The sequence below is a fragment of the Stenotrophomonas sp. YJH_SMC_135 genome, assembly GCF_059372355.1.
Window position 1 is genome coordinate 568,415 of record NZ_JCAFVN010000002.1, and the last position, 18,366, is coordinate 586,780.

Sequence of the window (18,366 nt, forward strand, 5' to 3'; positions counted from 1 at the left end):
ACGTGGAAGGGGTCAGAAGTGCATCTGCGCGCGCAGTTCGAAGATCTCCGGCGTGCTGTGCACGCCACGACGGCTGGCGTCGACCTTCACGTAGTTGGCCTGGAACTTGAAGTGGCTGGTCAGGTACCAGTTCGCGCCCAGCGTCAGGTCGTGCTGGCGGCCGCCGAGGATGCTGCCATCGTCCAGGTCGAGACGGCTGTATCGGGCCAGCAGTTCGACCGCGCCGTAGTTGTGCGCCGGCTTGATGTTGGCCACCGCGCCGGCGTTGTACGGGCGCGATTCGCCGGTCAGCACCCAGCTGGCCATCGCGTACTGGCCACTGCCGGTGTAGTCGGGCTTGCCGTCATGACGGGTGACCGTAGCGCGCAGCGCTTCGGCCTGCAGCGAGAACGGGCCCCGGATCCAGATGCCTTCCAGGCCGGTGCGGCGGATCTGGTCGGCAGTGACCAGCGCACCGGAATCGACGTAGCGGATGTCGGTCAGGCCGGCTTCCGGGCGCGCGCGCAGGCGGGCGCTGGCCTCGTGATGCACGTCGCGGCCATCGCTGTAGCCACGCGGGTTTTCCTGCGAGTAGGCCAGGCCCAGGTGGATCACATCGCCTGGTGCCTTCACCGGCGTCCACACCGCACGCACCGCCTGGGTGGTGCCGGGGTTGTCGCCCTGCAGGTCCTTGCCGCCATAGGCCCCGGCCTGCAGCAGGTACTGCGGGCGCTCCAGCACCCACTCCACGCCGGTGCGGCGGCCTTCGTAGAAGGCCTGCACCGGCAGCGAGGTTTCCAGGAAGCTGCCGGCACGCGAAGAGGTGTTCGCATCCAGGCCGACCGGGGTCTTCATGTAGCCGAAGCGGAAGCGGCCGACGTCACGGCCGAAGAAGGCCTTGCTCTCGAAGCGCACGAACACGTCCAGCCAGGTATCGGCCTGGAAGTCGTAGTAGACCATCGCATCGTAGACGCCCTTCTTTTTCAGCGTCGCGCCGAATTCCTTGCGGCGCACGGCATCGTCGTCCTCGAGGCCACTGGCCGAGGAGAAGTCGTTGTAGTCGTAGGCGATGTTGGCGGTGGCCGCCAGCTCGGTGCCATCACCGAAGGTGTACTTGGTCGGCCAGTTGTCGAAATCGGCGGCCGAGGCGAAGGCGGGAAGGGCGGCCAGCGACAGGGCCAGCAAGGTGGGATTCGGGCGCATGTTGGGTGCGGCTCTCTCAGATTGCGTGTGGACAGGACATCAACGGCCGCAAGGGCCGGAACTTTCGCAAAGACTCACCCAGCCGTTCAGCCCGGGCCACCAGCCTCCCCAGGATCGGGCGGTGCGGCGCCAGTGTAGGCACCTGTGCCACCTGAACCGGGAGGCTAGTACCAATAGGTTATCTGCGCTGGCGTGCCTGGCGCGTACAAAGGCGTCCATTGGTCGCACCTCCTGTGCGTGCTGCACAGGGCCTGCGAACAGTTTCCACGGTAACGGTTCCCGTGCAGCTCCGGGGCCGTACGTGCCTGAAAACGCCCCTTCCGGAGTCCGCCATGCACATCCCGACCGCAGCACCGGTGCCTGCAAAGCCGTTGCCGATCTATCGCCAGCTGTACTTCCAGGTGATCGTGGCGATCGTCCTGGGCGCCATCCTCGGCCATTACGAGCCGTTGATCGGCGAGAAGATGAAGCCGCTCGGTGATGCCTTCATCAACCTGGTGAAGATGATCATCGCGCCGGTGATCTTCCTCACCATCGTCACCGGCATCGCCAGCATGACCCACCTGCGTACGGTGGGCCGGGTCTTTGCCAAGGCGATGGCGTACTTCCTGTTCTTCTCCACGCTGGCGCTGATCGTCGGCATGATCGTGGCGCACGTGGTGCAGCCCGGCGCCGGCATGAACATCAACCCCGCCGAGCTGGACCAGACCGCGGTGCACAGCTACGTCGAGAAGTCGCACGACCTGACCCTGGTCGGCTTCCTGATGGACATCATCCCGAAGACGCTGCTCAGCGCGTTCGTCGACGGCAACATCCTGCAGGTGCTGTTCGTGGCCGTGCTGTTCGGCATCGCGCTGGCGATGGTGGGCGAGAAGGGCAAGCCGGTGCTGAACTTCCTGGAGGCGCTGGTCGCTCCGGTGTTCAAGCTGGTGCACATCCTGATGAAGGCCGCCCCGATCGGCGCCTTCGGTGCGATCGCCTTCACCATCGGCAAGTACGGCGTCGGCTCGCTGATCAACCTGGCCTGGCTGGTGGGCTCGTTCTACCTCACCGCCTTCCTGTTCGTGGCGGTGATCCTCGGCGTGGTCTGCCGCCTGTGCGGCTTCTCGGTGTTCAAGCTGGCGCGCTACCTGAAGGCCGAACTGCTGCTGGTGCTCGGCACTTCGTCGTCGGAGTCGGCGCTGCCGTCGCTGATGGAGAAGATGGAACGCGCCGGCTGCAGCAAGTCGGTGGTGGGCCTGGTGGTCCCGACCGGCTACTCGTTCAACCTGGACGGCACCAACATCTACATGACCCTGGCGGCGCTGTTCATCGCCCAGGCCACCAACACCGAACTGACCCTGGGCCACCAGATCGCCCTGCTGCTGGTCGCCATGCTCAGCTCCAAGGGCGCGGCCGGCGTCACCGGCGCGGGCTTCATCACCCTGGCCGCCACCCTGGCCGTCGTGCCGGAAGTGCCGGTTGCCGGCATGGCGCTGATCCTGGGCGTGGACCGCTTCATGAGCGAATGCCGCTCGCTGACCAACTTCATCGGCAATGCCGTGGCCACCGTGGTGGTCTCGCGCTGGGAAGGCGCGCTGGACCGCAACCGCCTGAAGCTGGCGCTGGATGGCCGCGAAAGCGAACTGCCGCCGCCGGTCGATGCGCTGCCCGAGGCACTGCCGGCCAAGGGCTGATCCAGGTGTGTGGTACCGCGGGGCCGGTCACGACAGTGGTACGGCCCCGCGGCGTTTCAGGGCGTCCCATGGCTGTCATGGGCAACGCCGAAGCTGACATCGCGGTACCGTCGCATACGGCACGGAATTGTGCGGTCGCAGCATGCTTGCGACAGGATAGCGACAGGTCCAGACGCTCCAACGGGGGTATCATCCCCTGTCCCTTCTGCCCATTCATGTAACCCACATCGATGTCCAACGAAGATTTCAAACAGGCCGCCCTCGATTACCACCGGATGTCCCCGCCGGGAAAGATCAAGGTTTCCGCTACCAAGCCCATGCTGACCCAGCGCGACCTGTCGCTGGCGTATTCGCCGGGCGTGGCGTACGCCTGTGAAGCGATCAAGGCCGACCCGCAGCAGGCCAGCGAGCTGACTGCCCGCGGCAACCTGGTGGCGGTGATCTCCAACGGCACCGCGGTGCTGGGCCTGGGCAACATCGGCGCGCTGGCCGGCAAGCCGGTGATGGAAGGCAAGGGCGTGCTGTTCCAGAAGTTCGCCGGCATCGATGTGTTCGACATCGAAGTCGACGAGACCGACCCGGACAAGCTGGTCGACATCATCGCCTCGCTGGAACCGACCTTCGGCGGCATCAACCTGGAAGACATCAAGGCGCCGGAATGCTTCGTGGTCGAGCGCAAGCTGCGCGAGCGCATGAAGATCCCGGTGTTCCATGACGACCAGCACGGCACGGCGATCATCGTCGGCGCGGCGGTGCTCAACGCCATGGCGATCACCGGCAAGAAGATCGAGGACGTGAAGCTGGCGACCACGGGCATGGGCGCGGCCGGCATTTCCTGCGTGAACATGCTGGTGCAGCTGGGCCTGAAGCCGGAAAACATCCTGGCCTTCGACCGCGAGGGCGTGATCCACACCGGCCGTACCGACCTGGATCCGGAAAAGCAGCGCTATGCGCGCGACACCGACAAGCGCACCCTGGCCGAGATCGTCGACGGCGCGGACATCTTCCTGGGCCTGTCGGCGCCGGGCATCCTGACCGCCGACATGGTCAAGACCATGGCGCCGGATCCGGTGATCTTCGCACTGGCCAACCCGACCCCGGAAATCATGCCGGAACTGGCGCGCGCCGCCCGTCCGGACGCGATCATCGGCACCGGCCGTTCGGACTACCCGAACCAGGTCAACAACGTGCTGTGCTTCCCGTACCTGTTCCGTGGTGCGCTGGACGTGGGCGCCACCGCGATCAACGAGGAAATGAAGATCGCCTGCGTGCGTGCCATCGCTGCACTGGCCCGCCGCGCCGCCACCGACATGGGCTCGGCCTATGGCGGTGACACCCCGAGCTTCGGCCGTGAATACCTGATCCCACGTCCGTTCGACCGTCGCCTGCTGGTGGAGCTGTCGGCCGCCGTGGCCCAGGCCGCGATGGACTCGGGCGTGGCCTCGCGCCCGATCGACGACATGGGCGCCTACCGCGACAAGCTGGCCCAGTTCGTCTACCGCACCAGCCTGATGATGAAGCCGGTCTACGACCGCGCGCGCAGCGACAAGCAGCGCGTGGTGTACGCCGAAGGCGAAGAGGAAGTGGTGCTGCAGGCGGTGCAGAACGTGGTCGATGACGGCCTGGCGCACCCGATCCTGATCGGCCGCCCGGAAGTGATCGAATCGCGCATCGAGCGCCTCGGCCTGCGCCTGAAGATCGGCGAGAACGTTGAAGTCACCAATATCAACGATGACCCGCGCTTCAACGAATACTGGCAGTACTACCATGGCCTGACCGGCCGTCGTGGCGTGACCGTGGCCGCGGCGAAGAACCTGATGCGTTCGCGCCCGACCCTGATCGCAGCAGTGATGGTGGCGCGTGGCGAAGCCGATGCGATGCTGACCGGCATCGTCGGCCGCTTCCACAAGAAGCTGGGCTACGTGCGCAGCGTGCTGCCGCTGGAGCCGAAGGTCACCTCGACCTCGGCGATGACCGGCGTGATCAACCAGCAGGGCGTGTTCTTCTTCGTCGATACCCACGTGCAGGAAGACCCGACCGCCGAGCAGCTGTGCGAAGCGACCCTGCAGGCGGCCTACCGCATGAAGTTGTTCGGCATCGAGCCGAAGGTCGCGCTGCTGTCGCACTCCAACTTCGGCAGCCACGATTCGAAGGACGCGCTGAAGATGCGCCAGGTGCGCGAGCTGCTGCTCAAGCGCAACCCGCGCCTGAACGTGGACGGCGAAATGCAGGGCGACACCGCATGGGATGAAGCGCTGCGCCAGAAGCTGCTGCCTGGCTCGACCCTGCAGGGCCGCGCCAACCTGTTCGTGCTGCCGAACCTGGAAGCGGCCAACATCGCCTACAACCTGGTGCGCGTGTTCACCGATGGCGTGGCGATCGGCCCGATCCTGATGGGCGTGAACAAGCCGGTGCACATCCTGACCACCAGCGCCACTTCGCGCCGGATCCTGAACATGACCGCGATCGCGGCGGTCGATGCGCAGATCCGCAAGCAGCTGGAAGCGGAAAAGAAGGCATAAGCCTTCTTTCCCACTTCCGCTGCCCACGCATTCTTCCTCTACCCCCGCCTTCGGCGCGCCCCTTCAACAAGAAGGGGCTCCTGGTCGGAAGAATGATGGCGCTGGCGCGGCTGGACGTCGGCGCAAGTGAAAACACCGGGCATTGCCCGGTGTTTTCACTTGCCGCAACGGCCGCAGAACCTGCCACACGCGCTACGCCGCCCGGTCATTTCCCTGCAACGCCGTTGCGGCCCAATACGCCCACGCGGCCCGGCCGTGGGAAGGGACCGGACCGGCCTTCCCACCCTGGGCCCGACCAACTTTCATGGGCGAGGGTGTCATGCGTAATCGAGTCACGCGGCGATATTTCCAGCAGCTGTTCGCGCTGTACGCCGGTTTCGTGCAGTCGCGCTGAGGCGTAGAAAGCAGCGAGGTAGAGTCGACCGTTGGTCGACTATCGCGCGAAGCGCGGGGTTTTCGGGGGCTGTACGAAAGTCAGTCGACTAACAGTCGACTCTACCCAGTCGCCCCAATTCCCAGTTGACCAGCCAGTCAGCGCCGCTTGCCGCGGCGTGCAGGGGCCGGCGGCGGTGCATCCGAACGCGGCTTGGCGTACTGGGCCCACAGTGCGGGCAGTGCCTTGCCGGTGTGCTTCTGCCACAGCGCCGGTGCATAGCGGCCATCGCGCAGGGCCGTGTCCAGTGCCAGCACCAGGCCGGGGTGTTCGGCGTCGGCCCATTTCAGGAACGCACCGGTGACCCGGTAGCCGCTGTCGAAGTTCTGGCCCTTCTCGACCTTGCCCGGCAGCGACCAGCCCGCGGCGGCATTGTCCATGCCGTAGCGGTCGCGTGCGTAGTCGGCGATGCCCTCCACCAGCCAACCCGGCACCCGTGCGTCGCCATGGCCCGGATAGCCCTGCACGATGTGCATGGCCTCATGGGTGACCAGGTCGATGTCGTTGGGGTGCTGCGCCAGCCAACCCGGATTGATGGTGATCGTTGCCGCCTGGTCCTTGTCACCGACGAAGGCGATCCCGGTGTAGGCCGGATCGATCACGATGCGCACCATCGATGGCGCGGCCGGGTGGAAGTCCGCACGTTCGCGCAGGTAGGCGAAGTAGAACGTATCGATCACCCGCTTGCGCTGCGGCGCGGCCAGGGCGCCACGGGCGTCCTGGTAGTTCAGCGTCACGCCGTCGCGGGTCAGCTGCGCATCAAAGGCCTGGGTCTGGCCGAAGCTGGAGAAGGAAAGGGCAACAAGGGCCAGAGGCAACAGACGGTAGCGCATAGGGCTCATTGTACGGCGCTGGGCGCCAACAGTTCGATCTCCGCCAGCGGCAGCCGGCCCGGCGCGGCCAGGCGCAGCCGGTACTCGCTGTAACGACCGGGTCTGGCGATGCGGAACGGACGGGTCTGGCGGGCAGACTCGAAGGCTTCGCCGCTGCGCTGGTCGAGCACGATCCAGTGGCCGTTGCCATTGCGCGCTTCCAGCGTCCATTCGCCGCCCTGGATGCGGCCGTCACCGCTGGTCAGCGTATACATCGTCGGCGTGCCATTGCTCAGGCCGGTCAGTGCGATGGTCGCGCCGCCATCCAGGCCGACGGTGGTGGCCGCATCGTCATCGACCAGCGCCGGCAGGGCGCGGCCATCGGCCAGCGTCGCCTTCGCGCCGCTGCCGAGCAGGTCGTGCAGCAGTTGCGGGCGCTGGCCACGGGCGGTCAGCGAGCGCGGCACGTCATCCACGCCGCTGCCCCAGCGCGACGGCTGCGGGCCCATCACGAAGTCCAGCGTCGCGCCCTTGGCGATCAGCTCGTGCGGCACCCAGGTCTTCGTCCAGGGCGTGCCGTTGATCTTCAGCGACTGCACGTAGACGTTCTCTCGCGAATTGTTGGCCGCGTTCACGGTCAGCACCGCGCCGCCCTGCAGTTCCACCCGCGCGTGGCGGAAGGCCGGCGAACCGATCACATACTCCGGGGCGCCCATGCGCAGCGGGTACAGGCCCAGCGAGGCCAGCACGTACCACGCCGAGGTCTCGCCATTGTCCTCGTCGCCCGGATAGCCCTGGCCGATCTCGCTGCCGACGTACAGCCGCGACAGGATCTCGCGCACGTGCTGCTGGGTCTTCCACGGCTGCCCGGCGTACAGGTACATCCACGGGATGTGGTGCGCCGGCTGGTTGCTGTGCGCGTACATGCCCATGCGCACGTCGCGCGCCTCGGTCATCTCGTGGATGGTGCCGCCGTAGGAACCGGCCAGTGCCGGGTCCGCGGTTTCCGGCGTGGCGAAGAAGGCATCCAGTTTCGCCGCCAGCTTGTCGCGGCCACCGTACAGCGCGGCCAGGCCCTCGCCATCGTGGGCGGCGGTAAAGGCGAAGGTCCAGCCATTGGACTCGGTGTAGTCGTGGCCCCACACGCGCGGGTCGTAGTCCTTCGCGTCCACGCGCCACTGGCCATCGGCAGTGCGGCCCTGGAAGAAGCCGGCGGCCGGATCGAACATCGTCGTGTAGCTGGCGGCGCGATAGCGGAAGTAGTCGGCCTCGGTGCTGTAGCGCTCGCGTGCGGCCGGCGTGGTCGCACGCTTGGCCAGCGCGTCGGCCATGTTGGCGATGCCGAAATCATTGAGTGCGCCTTCCATCGTCCACGACATGCCTTCATGCACGTCCGCGCTGGCGTAGCCACGGAAGGTCGAACGGTCCATGCCCTTGCGGCCGACATGGCGGTCGGGCGGGACCACGGTCGCGTTCTTCAGCGCGGCGGCGTAGGCCTCGGCCGGATCGAAACCGCCGATGCCCTTCAGCCACGCATCGGCGAAGGCCACGTCCGAGCTGGTACCGACCATCAGGTCCGCATAGCCCGGCGACGACCAGCGTGCGATCCAGCCGCCGGCGCGGTACTGCTCGATGAAGCCCTGCACTAGCTGGCCGGCATCGTCGGGCGTGAACAGTGCATAGGCCGGCCAGGTGGTGCGGAAGGTGTCCCAGAAGCCGTTGTTGACGAACACCTTGCCATCGCGCACGCCGGCGTAACTGCGGGTCGCGCTGCCTTCGGTGTTGTCATCGCTGGCGCTGGCCTGGTTGGCGTAGCGCCACTCCGGTGCGGCGGCGCTGCCCACGTTCTCGTGGCCGGAATTAGGGTACAGGTACAGCCGGTACAGGCTGGAGTACAGCGTGGTCTTCTGGTCGTCGCTGGCATCGCCGATGTCGAAGCGGGCCAGGCGCGCGTCCCACGCGTCCTGTGCGCGGCCGGCCACGCTCTCCAGCGTATCGGCGGCGGCGATTTCCAGTGCCAGGTTGTGCCGCGCCTGCTCCACCGAGATCAGCGAGGTGGCGATGCGCATCGTCACCCGCCGCTCGCTGCCGGCATCGAACTTGATGTAGCCGGTCGGGCGCCCGGTGTCGAGGCGGCCGCTGCTGCGCCAGGGCTTGTCGAAGCTGGCCACCACGTACATGCGGCTGGCGCCGTTGGAGAGGCCGCTGCGCGTGTCGGTGTAGCCGGACAGCGTCTGTGTGGCGGCATCCAGGGTCAGGCCACCACGCGCATCGACGTTGTCGAACAGCAGGTTGGCGTCACCGCCTTCGGGGAAGTCGAAGCGGAACAGCGCGGCATGATCGGTCGGCGCGATGGCGGCAGCGATGCCGTTGTCGAAGCGCACGTCGTAGCGGTACGGGCGCGCGCTTTCATGGCGGCGATCGAACGACAGCGCGCGCTTGCGGCGGTCGGCCTCCGGCACGCCACGGCTGGCCGAGGGCATCACCTGGAAGGTCTGGCGGTCACCCATCCACGGGCTGGGCTGGTGGCTCAGCGCAAGCGCCTGCAGCTGCGGGCGGTTCTGTGCGTCGTTCTGCTCGTTCCAGCGGTACAGCCAGTTCAGTGCACCGGCATCGGTCACCGGGGTCCAGAAGTTGAAGCCGTGCGGCACCGCCGTGGCCGGGAAATTGTTGCCGCGCGAGAAGGTGCCATTGGCCTGGGTGCCGCGGGTGGTCAGCACCCAGTCGGAGACGCGCTGTGGCCGCTGCCGCGGCTGTGCGTCCAGGCGCACGTCATCAATCCAACCAGAGACCGGCGCGCCCTCGGCACTGGCCACCTCCAGCTCGATCGCCACCACGCGGCGGCCCTTCAGCGTGGGTACGTCGCCCAGCCGCACTGCCTTGCGCGCCCACTGTTGCGGGTACAGCGTCTTCGATTCGCCCTGCGCGAGCGCGCCGATCGCCACCCCATGCTGGTCGCGCGCCGTACCGGCCGACACGCGGCTGCCATCGTCCAGCAGCAGGTCCAGCGAGACATAGGTCGAAGCGACGGTGTCCTTGCCGACGATCTCCGGCAGCACCAGCCACGACAGCGTGGTATCGGCCTCGATGGGCAGGTCGGCCTTGAACAGTTCGCGCCGCGCGCTGCCGCCTTCGCTGCTGTAGCGCAGTGCATGCAGGCCGCTGTAGCCGGCGTTGCGCTTGGCCGCGTAAGGCGCCGCAGGGCCGTTGCCGATCGTGACCTGAAGTGCACCCGCGGCCTGCGTCGGGGCAGGTTCGCCGGGCTCGAACGAGGTCTGCAGCCCCTGTGCCAGCACCGGCATCGCAGTGGTCGCACAGGCCAGGGCCAGGGCGAGTGGAAGCAGGGCGCGGCGCGGATCGGACAGGGTCATGCAAGGGTCTCCCGGAAGGGCTGGCGGCGGGCAGAACCCGCATCGGCGGACACCACGGACAGCATCGCTCCGCCCGCCAGGCTGGCAGTGGAAGAGGCGATGCCGGTCCGGTGGGGGCGGGCCATGCGATCGGGTTGGATTGGGTGGGTCGGGGTGCGACCTGGCCCGATCCTGCAACAGCCGTCGCGCGCTGGCAAGTGCCATTTAGTTCGATCCAAATGCGGGAAATCTCGCTGGAGTCGATTCCGGCGAGGGAACCTGCCGGATCTGCCGCAGAATCCCCATGGGTGCCATCGCCCGGCGTGCCGCGCGCAGCTGCGTGACATTCGCGGGAGCGCGCAAAGGCCCGTTGTGGCGCAATGTCGGTGCGGCCCAGATGCTAGAATCACAGGCCTCGCAACCCGTTCACCGACATCCGCCATGAGCCATACCGCCACCGCGCCCGCCAACGCCGAGAAGCGCTACACCGTGCACCGCAGCGATCTGCCGTTGAGCTGCCCGACCCCGGAAATGGCGCTGTGGAACTCGCATCCGCGCGTGTACCTGCCGATCGAAGACGAGCCCAACGGCGAAGCGCAGTGCCCGTACTGCGGTTCCGTGTTCGTGTTGGCCGACTAAACGGCGGCCCCTTCGATGCGCCGATTGACCGTGGTGCAGTTGCTGCCGGCGCTGCACTCCGGCGGTGTCGAGCGCTCGACCCTGGAAATCGCTGCTGCCCTGGTCGCGGCCGGCCATCGTGCGCTGGTGGTGTCCGCCGGTGGCCGCCTGGTGCAGCCGCTGCTGGACAGCGGTGCCGAGCACCTCACCCTGGACATCGGCCGCAAGTCGCTGCTGACCCTGCGCCATCTGCCGACCCTGCGCCGCCTGTTTGCCGAGGTCGGTGCGGACGTCGTGCACGCCCGTTCGCGGCTGCCGGCCTGGCTGGGCCTGTACGCGATCCGCGCCATGCCCGCCGCACAGCGCCCGCACTGGGTGACCACCGTGCACGGGTTGAATTCGCCCAGCCGCTACAGTGCGGTGATGACCAGTGGCGAACGCGTGATCTGCGTGTCCAATACCGTGCGCGCCTTCGTGCAACGCCACTACCCGACGGTGCCGGAAGAAAAACTGCAGGTCATTCCCCGCGGTGTCGATGTCGGCCAGTTCCCACGCGCAGCACGTGCCGACCGTCGCCCGCGGCTGGCCCTGGCCGCCGATTACCCCTGGCTGGCGCAGGTGGATGGCCCGCTGCTGCTGTTGCCCGGGCGCGGCACCCGGTTGAAGGGCCACGCCCACGCGCTGCGGCTGCTGGCCGACGTGCGTGCCGCCGGCGTGCCTGCGCAGCTGTGGTTGCTGGGCACCGAGGAACCCGGGCGCGAGGCCTACGTGGCCGATCTGCGCCGCCAGGCTGCGGCACTGGGCGTGGCCGAGGCCGTACAGATCAGCACACCTACCGCACGCATCGCCCTGGCCTACGCCGCCAGCGATCTGGTGCTGCAGCTGTCGGACAAGCCGGAAGCCTTTGGCCGCACCGTGGTCGAGGCGCTGTCGGTCGGCCGCCCGGTGCTGGGCTGGGACCACGGTGGCGTCGGCGAACTGCTGCAGCAGCTGCAGCCCAGCGGCGCGGTGCCGCTCGGCGACGCGCGCGCGCTGGGTGAACGTGCGCTGGCCCTGCTGGCGCAGCCGCCATCCTTGCCGACCCGCATCCCGTTTACCCTGCAGGCCATGCAGCGCGATACCCTCCGCCTCTATGCCGATCTCGCCGGCTGACCCCGCTGCCATCGTGCGCGACGACCGCGCTGGGCGCTGGGCGCCCTGGTGGGTGCTGGCGTACGTGGCGATGTGGCCGTTGCCAGGCATCGCCGAAACCGTGCTCGGCCTTGGCGCGCTCTATGCTGCCGCGCGCATGGTCATGCGCCGGCTGCAGCGCCGCCCGCACCTGTTGAGCACGGCGGCGTGGGCCCTGACCTCGATCCTGTTCCTCGGCTACTGGCTGCCACAGGCGTTCTCGGCCATCGATGCGATCGATCCGGCGGCCTCGTGGACCAAGGCTGCCGCCGGACTGCGCTACCTGCCCTTCATGTGGCTGGTGGCGATCGCGGTGGCCTCACCGGAACGGCGGCGGCTGACCTTCGGCGGCCTGACGCTGATCACCGGCGCGTGGACGCTGGACGCGTTGGTACAGGCGCTGGCCGGCACCAGCCCATGGTTCTGGTCGCTGGAGCACCTGAAGCTGGCCGTAAGTGGCCACGCGCTGTGCCCGGCCGACGAAGCCGCACTGGCCGACCGCCTCAGTGGCGCGCTCGGGCCCTGCAACCTGAAATTCGGCCAGGTGCTGGCCAGCCTGTCACCCTTCCTGCTGCTGCCGATGGCGCGGCGTTTCGGCAGTGCGGGGTGGTTGCTGGCCGCCGCCGCACTGGGAGGCGTGCTGCTGCTGGCCGGTTCGCGCGCCTCGTGGATCACCTTTGTGCTGGTGCTGGGCTACAGCGGCCTGCGCCAGTTCGGCTGGAAGCGGCTGCTGCTGCTGGCCCTTGTGGCAGCGCTGGGTACGGCCGCACTGACAGCGGGCGTGCCGCAGCTGCGCGAGCGTGTTGCGCGCACGGCACAGGCATGGAACGAAGACGGGCAGGGCGTTGACGAGGCGCTGTCGGGGCGCGCGCGCATCTGGACGGCGGCGGTGTGCATGATCGAGGAACATCCGGTCAACGGTGTCGGTGCGCGCGGCTTCCGTGATGCGTATCCGGCCTGCGTGTCAGACGAGGGCCCCGCCGTGTGGGGCAATCAACCGGCATTGCACGCCCACCAGATCGTGCTGGAAATCCTGGCCGAGACCGGCGTGCTGGGCCTGCTGCTGTGGCTGGCGGCGGTGGCGCAGGCCTGGCGGGCCTGGCGCTATGCACCGCCGGCGGCGCGTGACCGCGCCCGCCCGGCGATGCTGGCGCTGGCGGTTACCGTGTTCCCGCTCAATACGCACCTGGCGTTCTATTCTGCGTTCTGGGGCGGCCTGACCGTGCTGCTGGCGGCCCTGTTCGCCGGCAGTCTGCTGGCCCGCGAATCGGACGAATCTCCGCCGATGCAGTAGTTGCCAACCTTGGTGGGCTCCCCGGGACCGGCCTCGGTTCATCCGGCGCCAACCAAGGTTGGCGACTACCGCGAGGACGCCGGCCCTTCCACCGCATCCGGCTATTTGTAGAAATCACTCCGGCCGCCGGGCTGGCGCTTGAAGCGGCGGTGGATCCACAGGTACTGGTCGGGGGCTTCGCGCACCATCTCTTCGATGGCCTGGTTGACCCGCGTGGTATCGGCTTCCACGTCCTCGCTGGGGAAATTCTCCAGCGGTGCGCCGATCTTCAGCACGTACTTGCCGCCTTCGCGGCGGTGGAAGTACGGGATCACTGCACAACCGGTCATCCTTGCCAGCTGGTGGGTGGCGGTGATGGTCGAAGCGGTGTGGCCGAAGAACGGCACGAACACGGTGTCCTTGCCACGCATGTCCTGGTCCGGCGCGTACCAGAGGAAGCCGCCCTTCTTCAGGTGGCGCACGGTCGCGCGGATGTCCTCGTTGGCGAACATCGCCTTGGCATAGCGCAGGCGGCCGAACTTCACCGCCCACTCGTACACCGGGTTCTTGTGCTTGCGGTACATGCCGGACAGGTCGACGTAGTCGCACAGCAGGCGTCCGCACATTTCCAGGGTCATGAAGTGGCCGGAGACCAGCAGCACGCCGCGGCCTTCAGCCTCCATCTGCCGCAGGTGTTCCAGGCCTTCGATCCGTACCTGCGGGCGGATGCGGTCGATGCTGCCCCACCAGGCGCGGATGCACTCGAACACGCCCACGCCCAGCGCATCGAAACTGTCGCGCACCAGGCGCTGGCGCCAGGCTTCGTCCTTCTCGGGGAAGCAGAGCTGCAGGTTGACTTCGGCGGCGCGGCGGCGGCTGCCGAGCAGGCGCCAGGTGATCCAGCCGACGCCCCGGCCCAGCGCGCGCTGCAGCATCCACGGCAGGCGAGCGATGGCGAAGGCGCCGAACATGGCGGCGAACATCGGCCAGTTGCGCGGATCGCGCAGCGATGGGCGGACGGCGGTGGAGGCATCTGACATGGGGCCATTCTACCAAGGCGGCCGCGTGTCTTTCCCCGGGGGCTCCCGTATCCTTGCCGCATGCGCAAAGACCCTGTCGAATGGATCCTGCGCGGCCTGTATTCGGTCGTGCTCTACATCCTGCTGCCGATCACCGTGTACCACCTGGTCTGGCGCGGTTTCCGGGTTCGTGAATACTTCCGGCGCTGGGATGAACGCTATGCCTCCTATCCGCAGCCGACCGGGCAGCCGCGGGTCTGGCTGCACGCGGTCTCGGTGGGCGAGGTCAATGCCGCCGCGCCGCTGGTCAATGCCCTGCGCCAGCAGCGCCCGGACATCCGCTGGGTGATCACCACCATCACCCCGACCGGCTCCGAGCGCGTACGCGCGCTGTGGGGCGACGCCCTGGACCATGTCTATCTGCCGTACGACGTGCCGGGCAGCGTCAACCGTTTCCTCGGCCATTTCCAGCCCAGCCTGGCGCTGATCCTGGAAACCGAGCTGTGGCCGAACATGCTGTTCGGCTGCCGTGACCGCGGCATTCCGGTGTACATCCTCAACGCCCGGTTGTCGGCGCGTTCGCTGCGCGGCTACCGGTTGCTGGCGGCACTGATCCGCCGCGCGCTGCGCACCGTCACCTGCGTGGCCGCGCAGTCGCAGGACGATGCTGAGCGCTTCGTGCAGCTGGGGGCGGATCCCGGCCAAGTGCAGGCGCTGGGCAACCTGAAATTCGACATCGCCACGCCGGATGTGCAGGGTTTCGTCGAACAGTTCCACGCGCGGGTACCGGCCGCTCGTCCGGTATGGATCGCCGCCAGTACCCATGATGGCGAGGAGCAGGCGGTGATCGACCTGCACCGGCGCCTGCGCCAGCGGCATCCGGAGCTGCTGCTGCTGTGGGCACCGCGACATCCCGAGCGTTTCCCGAAGGTGGAAGCGCTGGCGCGCGAACAGGGCTGGAGCGTGGCGACCCGCCGCGTGGACCAGTGGCCACACGCGGCCACAGACGTGTTCGTCATCGACACCCTTGGCGAGCTGATGCCGTTCTATGCCTGCGCCCAGGTCGCCTTCGTCGGCGGCAGCCTGCAGGCCATCGGTGGTCACAACCTGCTGGAGCCGGCCGCGATGGGAACGGCGGCGGTGACCGGCCCGCACCTGCACAACTTCGCGGAAATTTCCCGGCGCATGCGCGAGGCCGGGGCGCTGCTGATCGGCGAGGACGCGCAGGCGGTGGGCGATCTGCTGCAGCACCTGCTCGACGATGCCCAGGCCCGCGAAGACATGGCGCGGGCGGGATGCACGCTGGTCAGCAATGGCCGCGGCGCGCTGCAGCGCACGCTTGCCCTGGTGGCGCCGCACCTGCCACCACCGCGCGAGTGATCGCGGCAGCGCGGAGTCAGCGGAGCTGACGAGCATTGTCGTGATCAACTTCATCAATTCTGCTTAGCGACGATTTTTCTGTCGTTGCTGGACCGACCCTGCCGCTGGCAGCGTGCCTGCCATCACATCGTTGCGCACATTCCACCGATTCTGATTCCGCAGGGCGACGCAGGCTGCCAGCCTGCTGTCGACCGCGCTTGGGCGGATATCAAGGGAACTTGCGATGGACGGCGACAGGGGCGGGGACGGCACGGGTGGGGCCGGACTGGGGACGGACCATCTGGCGGTGGTGGCATTGACACTGTTGGTGGGCGGCAGCGTGATCGCACTGGTGGGCCAGCACACGGCGGCACAGGCAGGCCCCGCCATCGTGCTCAGCCTGTTGCTGGCTGCACTGGGGGCCAGCCTGGTGCTGTGTTGCCTGCAGGATCTGGTACTGCGGTTGCCGGCGGGCGAGGGCCTGCACGGGCTGCTGGCTGCCAGCTGGGGGCCGCGGGTGGCGGGCGTGTTGGGCATGGCCCTGCTGCTGGAGCTGGTGGCGACCACGGCGGGCGTGGCGCAGTCCATGGCCCTCCATCTGCACGCGGTGCTGGCCGCCGAAGGCCTCCAGCCCTGCGACTGGCTGCCGGAACAGGTCACGGCGGCGGTGGGCCTGCTGATGCTGGGCGCACTGGCATTGCTGCCGCCACGGCGTGTGGTGCTGGTGGCCTGCGCCCTGTTGACGGTGAAGATCGGTGCGGGGGTGTTGCTGCTGGCGCTGGCGGCACGTCATGTGCATTATGCGCACTGGATCCCCTGGCTGCCACCGGCGACCGCGCCGTATCGCTTCGGGCTGGGCGGGGTGCTGGCGGCTGCGGTGCCGCTGCTGGGGGTATTTGCCAGCGTCGGCTTGGCACTGGGCTTTCCTGCGTTGCGCCGCCAGGGCGCGATGTGGCAACCGGCAGTGCTGGCGTTGGTCTCGTTGCTGGCGATGCTGCTGCTGATCGTGCTGGCAGCACTGCAGGCAGGGCTGGTCGAGTTTTCCGCGCTTGCCAGTACCCGGCCACTGTCGGTGGCGCTGCAGATGCATCCGCAATTGGAGTGGATGCTGCCGTTGTTGCCGCTGGCGGGGGCTACGGGCCTGGCCGCCCTGCAGCTGGTGCTGCTGATGCTGGCCTTGCGGCTGGCAACATCGCTGTGGCCAGGGGTGGGTGATGCCGTGGGACGCTCCCGCGGTGTGATCGTGGCGGCGGTCGGACTGCCGGCGGTGATGCTGGTGCTGTGGCTGCCGTTGGGCACCCTGCCGGCGCTGCCGGGTCCGGCAACCCTGCTGGTGATGGCGGCGCTGTGCCTGGCGGTGCTGCGGCGGCGGAATGACATGAGGCAGGGCGCAACCGGTCGCGAACTGGTGCTGCCGATGCTGGCGCCCTTGGCGGCCGCGCTGTGCGTCCTTGCGGCGCTGGAACGCCTGCGGGCATGGCCGGGCTGAGGGTTCGCGGGGCCACGCAACGGGTAGCTGCGGGCGGATGCACCGCCCGCAAAAAAGCCACCCTTGCGGGTGGCTTCTTTGTTGCCGGCAGGGCGACGGATCAGTGCGTGGTCGTTGCCGGATTGCCCGCGTCCTGGGTCAGCAGGCGGTTGACGTCCTGCAGCTCGGCCACGTCCAGCGCACCCAGCGACTGGCTCAGCAGCAGGCGGTTCTGCAGGAAGGTGTAGCGGGCCTGGGCGTAGTCCAGCTGCGCCGAGAACAGGATACGCTGGTTCTGGATCACGTCCAGCACGGTACGGGTACCGACTTCCAGGCCGACCTGCGAGGCGTCGTACGCGCTCTGTGCCGAGACCACGGCCAGGCGACGGGCCTCCACTTCGCTGATGCCCTGTACCAGGGTCTGGTAGGCATTGCGGGTGTTGCGGTCCAGGGCGCGCTTCTGCTGCTCGTAGCCGTCCTGGGCGATGTCACGCTGCGCCAGCGCCTGGCGCACGCCGGACTGGGTGGCACCACCGGAGAAGATCGGCACGCTCAGGGTCAGGCCGATGCTGTTGGTGCGGGCGTCCGGCGACAGCGAACCGGAACCAGTGCTGTCACCCCAGGTCGCGCTCTTGCCCCAGCTGCCGCCCAGCGACAGGGTCGGGTAATGGCCGCCACGGGCGGCCTGCACGCCAGCCTCGGCGGCGCTGACCTTCAGTTCCTGCGCCTTCAGCGCCGGATTTTGGGTGGTGGCCTGCTGCACCAGCTCATCGATGTTGCCACGGTTGGCCGGCACTTCCGGGCGGAAGTCGGCCGGCAGCCCACGCAGGTTGGTCACCGGCTGGCCGGTCAGTTCGGTCAGGGCCTGGTAGTTATCGGCCAGGGTGTTCTGCGCAACGATGGTGTTGGCACGCGCCTGGTCGTACTGGGCGCGTGCTTCGTGCACGTCGGTGATCGGCGCCAGGCCCACTTCCAGGCGCTTGTCGGCGAAGTCGAACTGCTTCTTCGCGGCCGCTTCATTGGTCTGTGCGGCATTCAGCGATTCGATCGCCACCAGCACGTTGAAGTAGGCCGCCGAGGTGCGCACGATCAGGCTGTCGTTGGCCGAATCGAGGGTGAAGTCCGCCGCCTTGCTCAGCTCGCGCTGCGAACGCAGGTTGTTGATCTGGGTCCAGTTGAACAGCGTCTGGCTGCCGTCGATCGTGTAGGTGCGGCGCTTGTTGGTGAACGAGCCGGAGTTGGCGTCGGCGTTCGGCTCACTGCGCGTGCGGTTCAGCTGGGCCTGGCCGTTGATCTGCGGCAGCAGGGCGGCGCGCGCCTGCACGGCGCCTTCCTTGTCATACAGCCGGGTCGATTCGGCGGCGGACAGCTGCGGATCGCCATTGCGCGCCATTTCGTAGACCTGCAGCAGGTCGGCGGCATGGGCGGACAACGGCAGCAGGGCAGTGGCCAGCGCAACAGCGAGGGATCGGCGGATCATTGCG

Annotated in this window: 12 protein-coding genes; 7 read left to right on the plus strand and 5 right to left on the minus strand. The window is 68.0% G+C overall.

Annotation, left to right across the window (positions count from 1 at the left end; genetic code table 11):
• Positions 1 to 12 precede the first annotated feature (12 nt).
• Complete coding sequence (locus AC5P98_RS09185) at positions 13 to 1,182, minus strand: OprO/OprP family phosphate-selective porin (RefSeq protein WP_032959491.1); 1,170 nt, start codon at positions 1,180 to 1,182, stop codon at positions 13 to 15.
• Positions 1,183 to 1,514: 332 nt separating this feature from the next.
• Between AC5P98_RS09185 and AC5P98_RS09190 the strand changes: the two genes are divergently transcribed.
• On the plus strand, positions 1,515 to 2,858 hold the full coding sequence (locus AC5P98_RS09190) for a dicarboxylate/amino acid:cation symporter (protein WP_014648357.1): 1,344 nt from the start codon (positions 1,515 to 1,517) through the stop codon (positions 2,856 to 2,858).
• A gap of 230 nt (positions 2,859 to 3,088) precedes the next feature.
• Positions 3,089 to 5,380 (plus strand): NADP-dependent malic enzyme, encoded by a 2,292-nt coding sequence (locus tag AC5P98_RS09195; RefSeq protein ID WP_014648356.1) that lies wholly within the window; start codon positions 3,089 to 3,091, stop codon positions 5,378 to 5,380.
• A 531-nt stretch (positions 5,381 to 5,911) separates the two neighbouring features.
• On the opposite strand, the gene AC5P98_RS09200 is transcribed toward AC5P98_RS09195, so the two are convergent.
• Positions 5,912 to 6,655 (minus strand): basic secretory protein-like protein, encoded by a 744-nt coding sequence (locus AC5P98_RS09200; protein ID WP_032959489.1) that lies wholly within the window; start codon positions 6,653 to 6,655, stop codon positions 5,912 to 5,914.
• The gene (locus AC5P98_RS09205) at positions 6,652 to 9,996 is read right to left on the minus strand and encodes a GH92 family glycosyl hydrolase (RefSeq protein WP_049418819.1); all 3,345 of its coding nucleotides are present in this window, start codon (positions 9,994 to 9,996) and stop codon (positions 6,652 to 6,654) included. Before AC5P98_RS09205 ends, AC5P98_RS09200 begins: the two co-directional genes overlap by 4 nt.
• Positions 9,997 to 10,416: 420 nt before the next feature.
• On the opposite strand from AC5P98_RS09205, the gene AC5P98_RS09210 reads away from it, so the two are divergent.
• From AC5P98_RS09210 to AC5P98_RS09220, 3 genes are read left to right on the plus strand one after another with little or no spacing between them, the layout of a single operon-like run.
• Positions 10,417 to 10,614 (plus strand): zinc-finger domain-containing protein, encoded by a 198-nt coding sequence (locus AC5P98_RS09210; RefSeq protein WP_005410967.1) that lies wholly within the window; start codon positions 10,417 to 10,419, stop codon positions 10,612 to 10,614.
• 15 nt (positions 10,615 to 10,629) lie between these two features.
• Positions 10,630 to 11,745, plus strand: coding sequence for a glycosyltransferase (locus AC5P98_RS09215; protein ID WP_049408090.1), 1,116 nt, complete (start codon positions 10,630 to 10,632; stop codon positions 11,743 to 11,745).
• On the plus strand, positions 11,726 to 13,057 hold the full coding sequence (locus AC5P98_RS09220; protein WP_099475807.1) for an O-antigen ligase family protein: 1,332 nt from the start codon (positions 11,726 to 11,728) through the stop codon (positions 13,055 to 13,057). Before AC5P98_RS09215 ends, AC5P98_RS09220 begins: the two co-directional genes overlap by 20 nt.
• Positions 13,058 to 13,158: 101 nt before the next feature.
• On the opposite strand, the gene AC5P98_RS09225 is transcribed toward AC5P98_RS09220, so the two are convergent.
• Complete coding sequence (locus tag AC5P98_RS09225) at positions 13,159 to 14,076, minus strand: LpxL/LpxP family Kdo(2)-lipid IV(A) lauroyl/palmitoleoyl acyltransferase (RefSeq protein ID WP_014648350.1); 918 nt, start codon at positions 14,074 to 14,076, stop codon at positions 13,159 to 13,161.
• Between the two features lie 60 nt (positions 14,077 to 14,136).
• On the opposite strand from AC5P98_RS09225, the gene waaA reads away from it, so the two are divergent.
• Both waaA and AC5P98_RS09235 read left to right on the plus strand, forming a co-directional pair.
• Positions 14,137 to 15,435 (plus strand): lipid IV(A) 3-deoxy-D-manno-octulosonic acid transferase, encoded by a 1,299-nt coding sequence (waaA, locus tag AC5P98_RS09230; protein WP_014648349.1) that lies wholly within the window; start codon positions 14,137 to 14,139, stop codon positions 15,433 to 15,435.
• Between the two features lie 223 nt (positions 15,436 to 15,658).
• The gene (locus AC5P98_RS09235; protein WP_049407517.1) at positions 15,659 to 16,903 is read left to right on the plus strand and encodes a hypothetical protein; all 1,245 of its coding nucleotides are present in this window, start codon (positions 15,659 to 15,661) and stop codon (positions 16,901 to 16,903) included.
• Positions 16,904 to 17,003: 100 nt separating this feature from the next.
• On the opposite strand, the gene AC5P98_RS09240 is transcribed toward AC5P98_RS09235, so the two are convergent.
• Complete coding sequence (locus AC5P98_RS09240; RefSeq protein ID WP_014648347.1) at positions 17,004 to 18,362, minus strand: TolC family outer membrane protein; 1,359 nt, start codon at positions 18,360 to 18,362, stop codon at positions 17,004 to 17,006.
• Between the last annotated feature and the right edge of the window lie 4 nt (positions 18,363 to 18,366).

Coding starts and splice junctions, on each gene's coding strand:
- waaA (WP_014648349.1), top strand. CDS start 14,137: ATGCGCAAAGACCCTGTCGAATGGATCCTGCGCGGCCTGTATTCGGTC.
- AC5P98_RS09215 (WP_049408090.1), top strand. CDS start 10,630: ATGCGCCGATTGACCGTGGTGCAGTTGCTGCCGGCGCTGCACTCCGGC.
- AC5P98_RS09195 (WP_014648356.1), top strand. CDS start 3,089: ATGTCCAACGAAGATTTCAAACAGGCCGCCCTCGATTACCACCGGATG.
- AC5P98_RS09240 (WP_014648347.1), bottom strand. CDS start 18,362: ATGATCCGCCGATCCCTCGCTGTTGCGCTGGCCACTGCCCTGCTGCCG.
- AC5P98_RS09190 (WP_014648357.1), top strand. CDS start 1,515: ATGCACATCCCGACCGCAGCACCGGTGCCTGCAAAGCCGTTGCCGATC.
- AC5P98_RS09185 (WP_032959491.1), bottom strand. CDS start 1,182: ATGCGCCCGAATCCCACCTTGCTGGCCCTGTCGCTGGCCGCCCTTCCC.
- AC5P98_RS09210 (WP_005410967.1), top strand. CDS start 10,417: ATGAGCCATACCGCCACCGCGCCCGCCAACGCCGAGAAGCGCTACACC.
- AC5P98_RS09205 (WP_049418819.1), bottom strand. CDS start 9,996: ATGACCCTGTCCGATCCGCGCCGCGCCCTGCTTCCACTCGCCCTGGCC.
- AC5P98_RS09200 (WP_032959489.1), bottom strand. CDS start 6,655: ATGAGCCCTATGCGCTACCGTCTGTTGCCTCTGGCCCTTGTTGCCCTT.
- AC5P98_RS09220 (WP_099475807.1), top strand. CDS start 11,726: ATGCCGATCTCGCCGGCTGACCCCGCTGCCATCGTGCGCGACGACCGC.
- AC5P98_RS09235 (WP_049407517.1), top strand. CDS start 15,659: ATGGACGGCGACAGGGGCGGGGACGGCACGGGTGGGGCCGGACTGGGG.
- AC5P98_RS09225 (WP_014648350.1), bottom strand. CDS start 14,076: ATGTCAGATGCCTCCACCGCCGTCCGCCCATCGCTGCGCGATCCGCGC.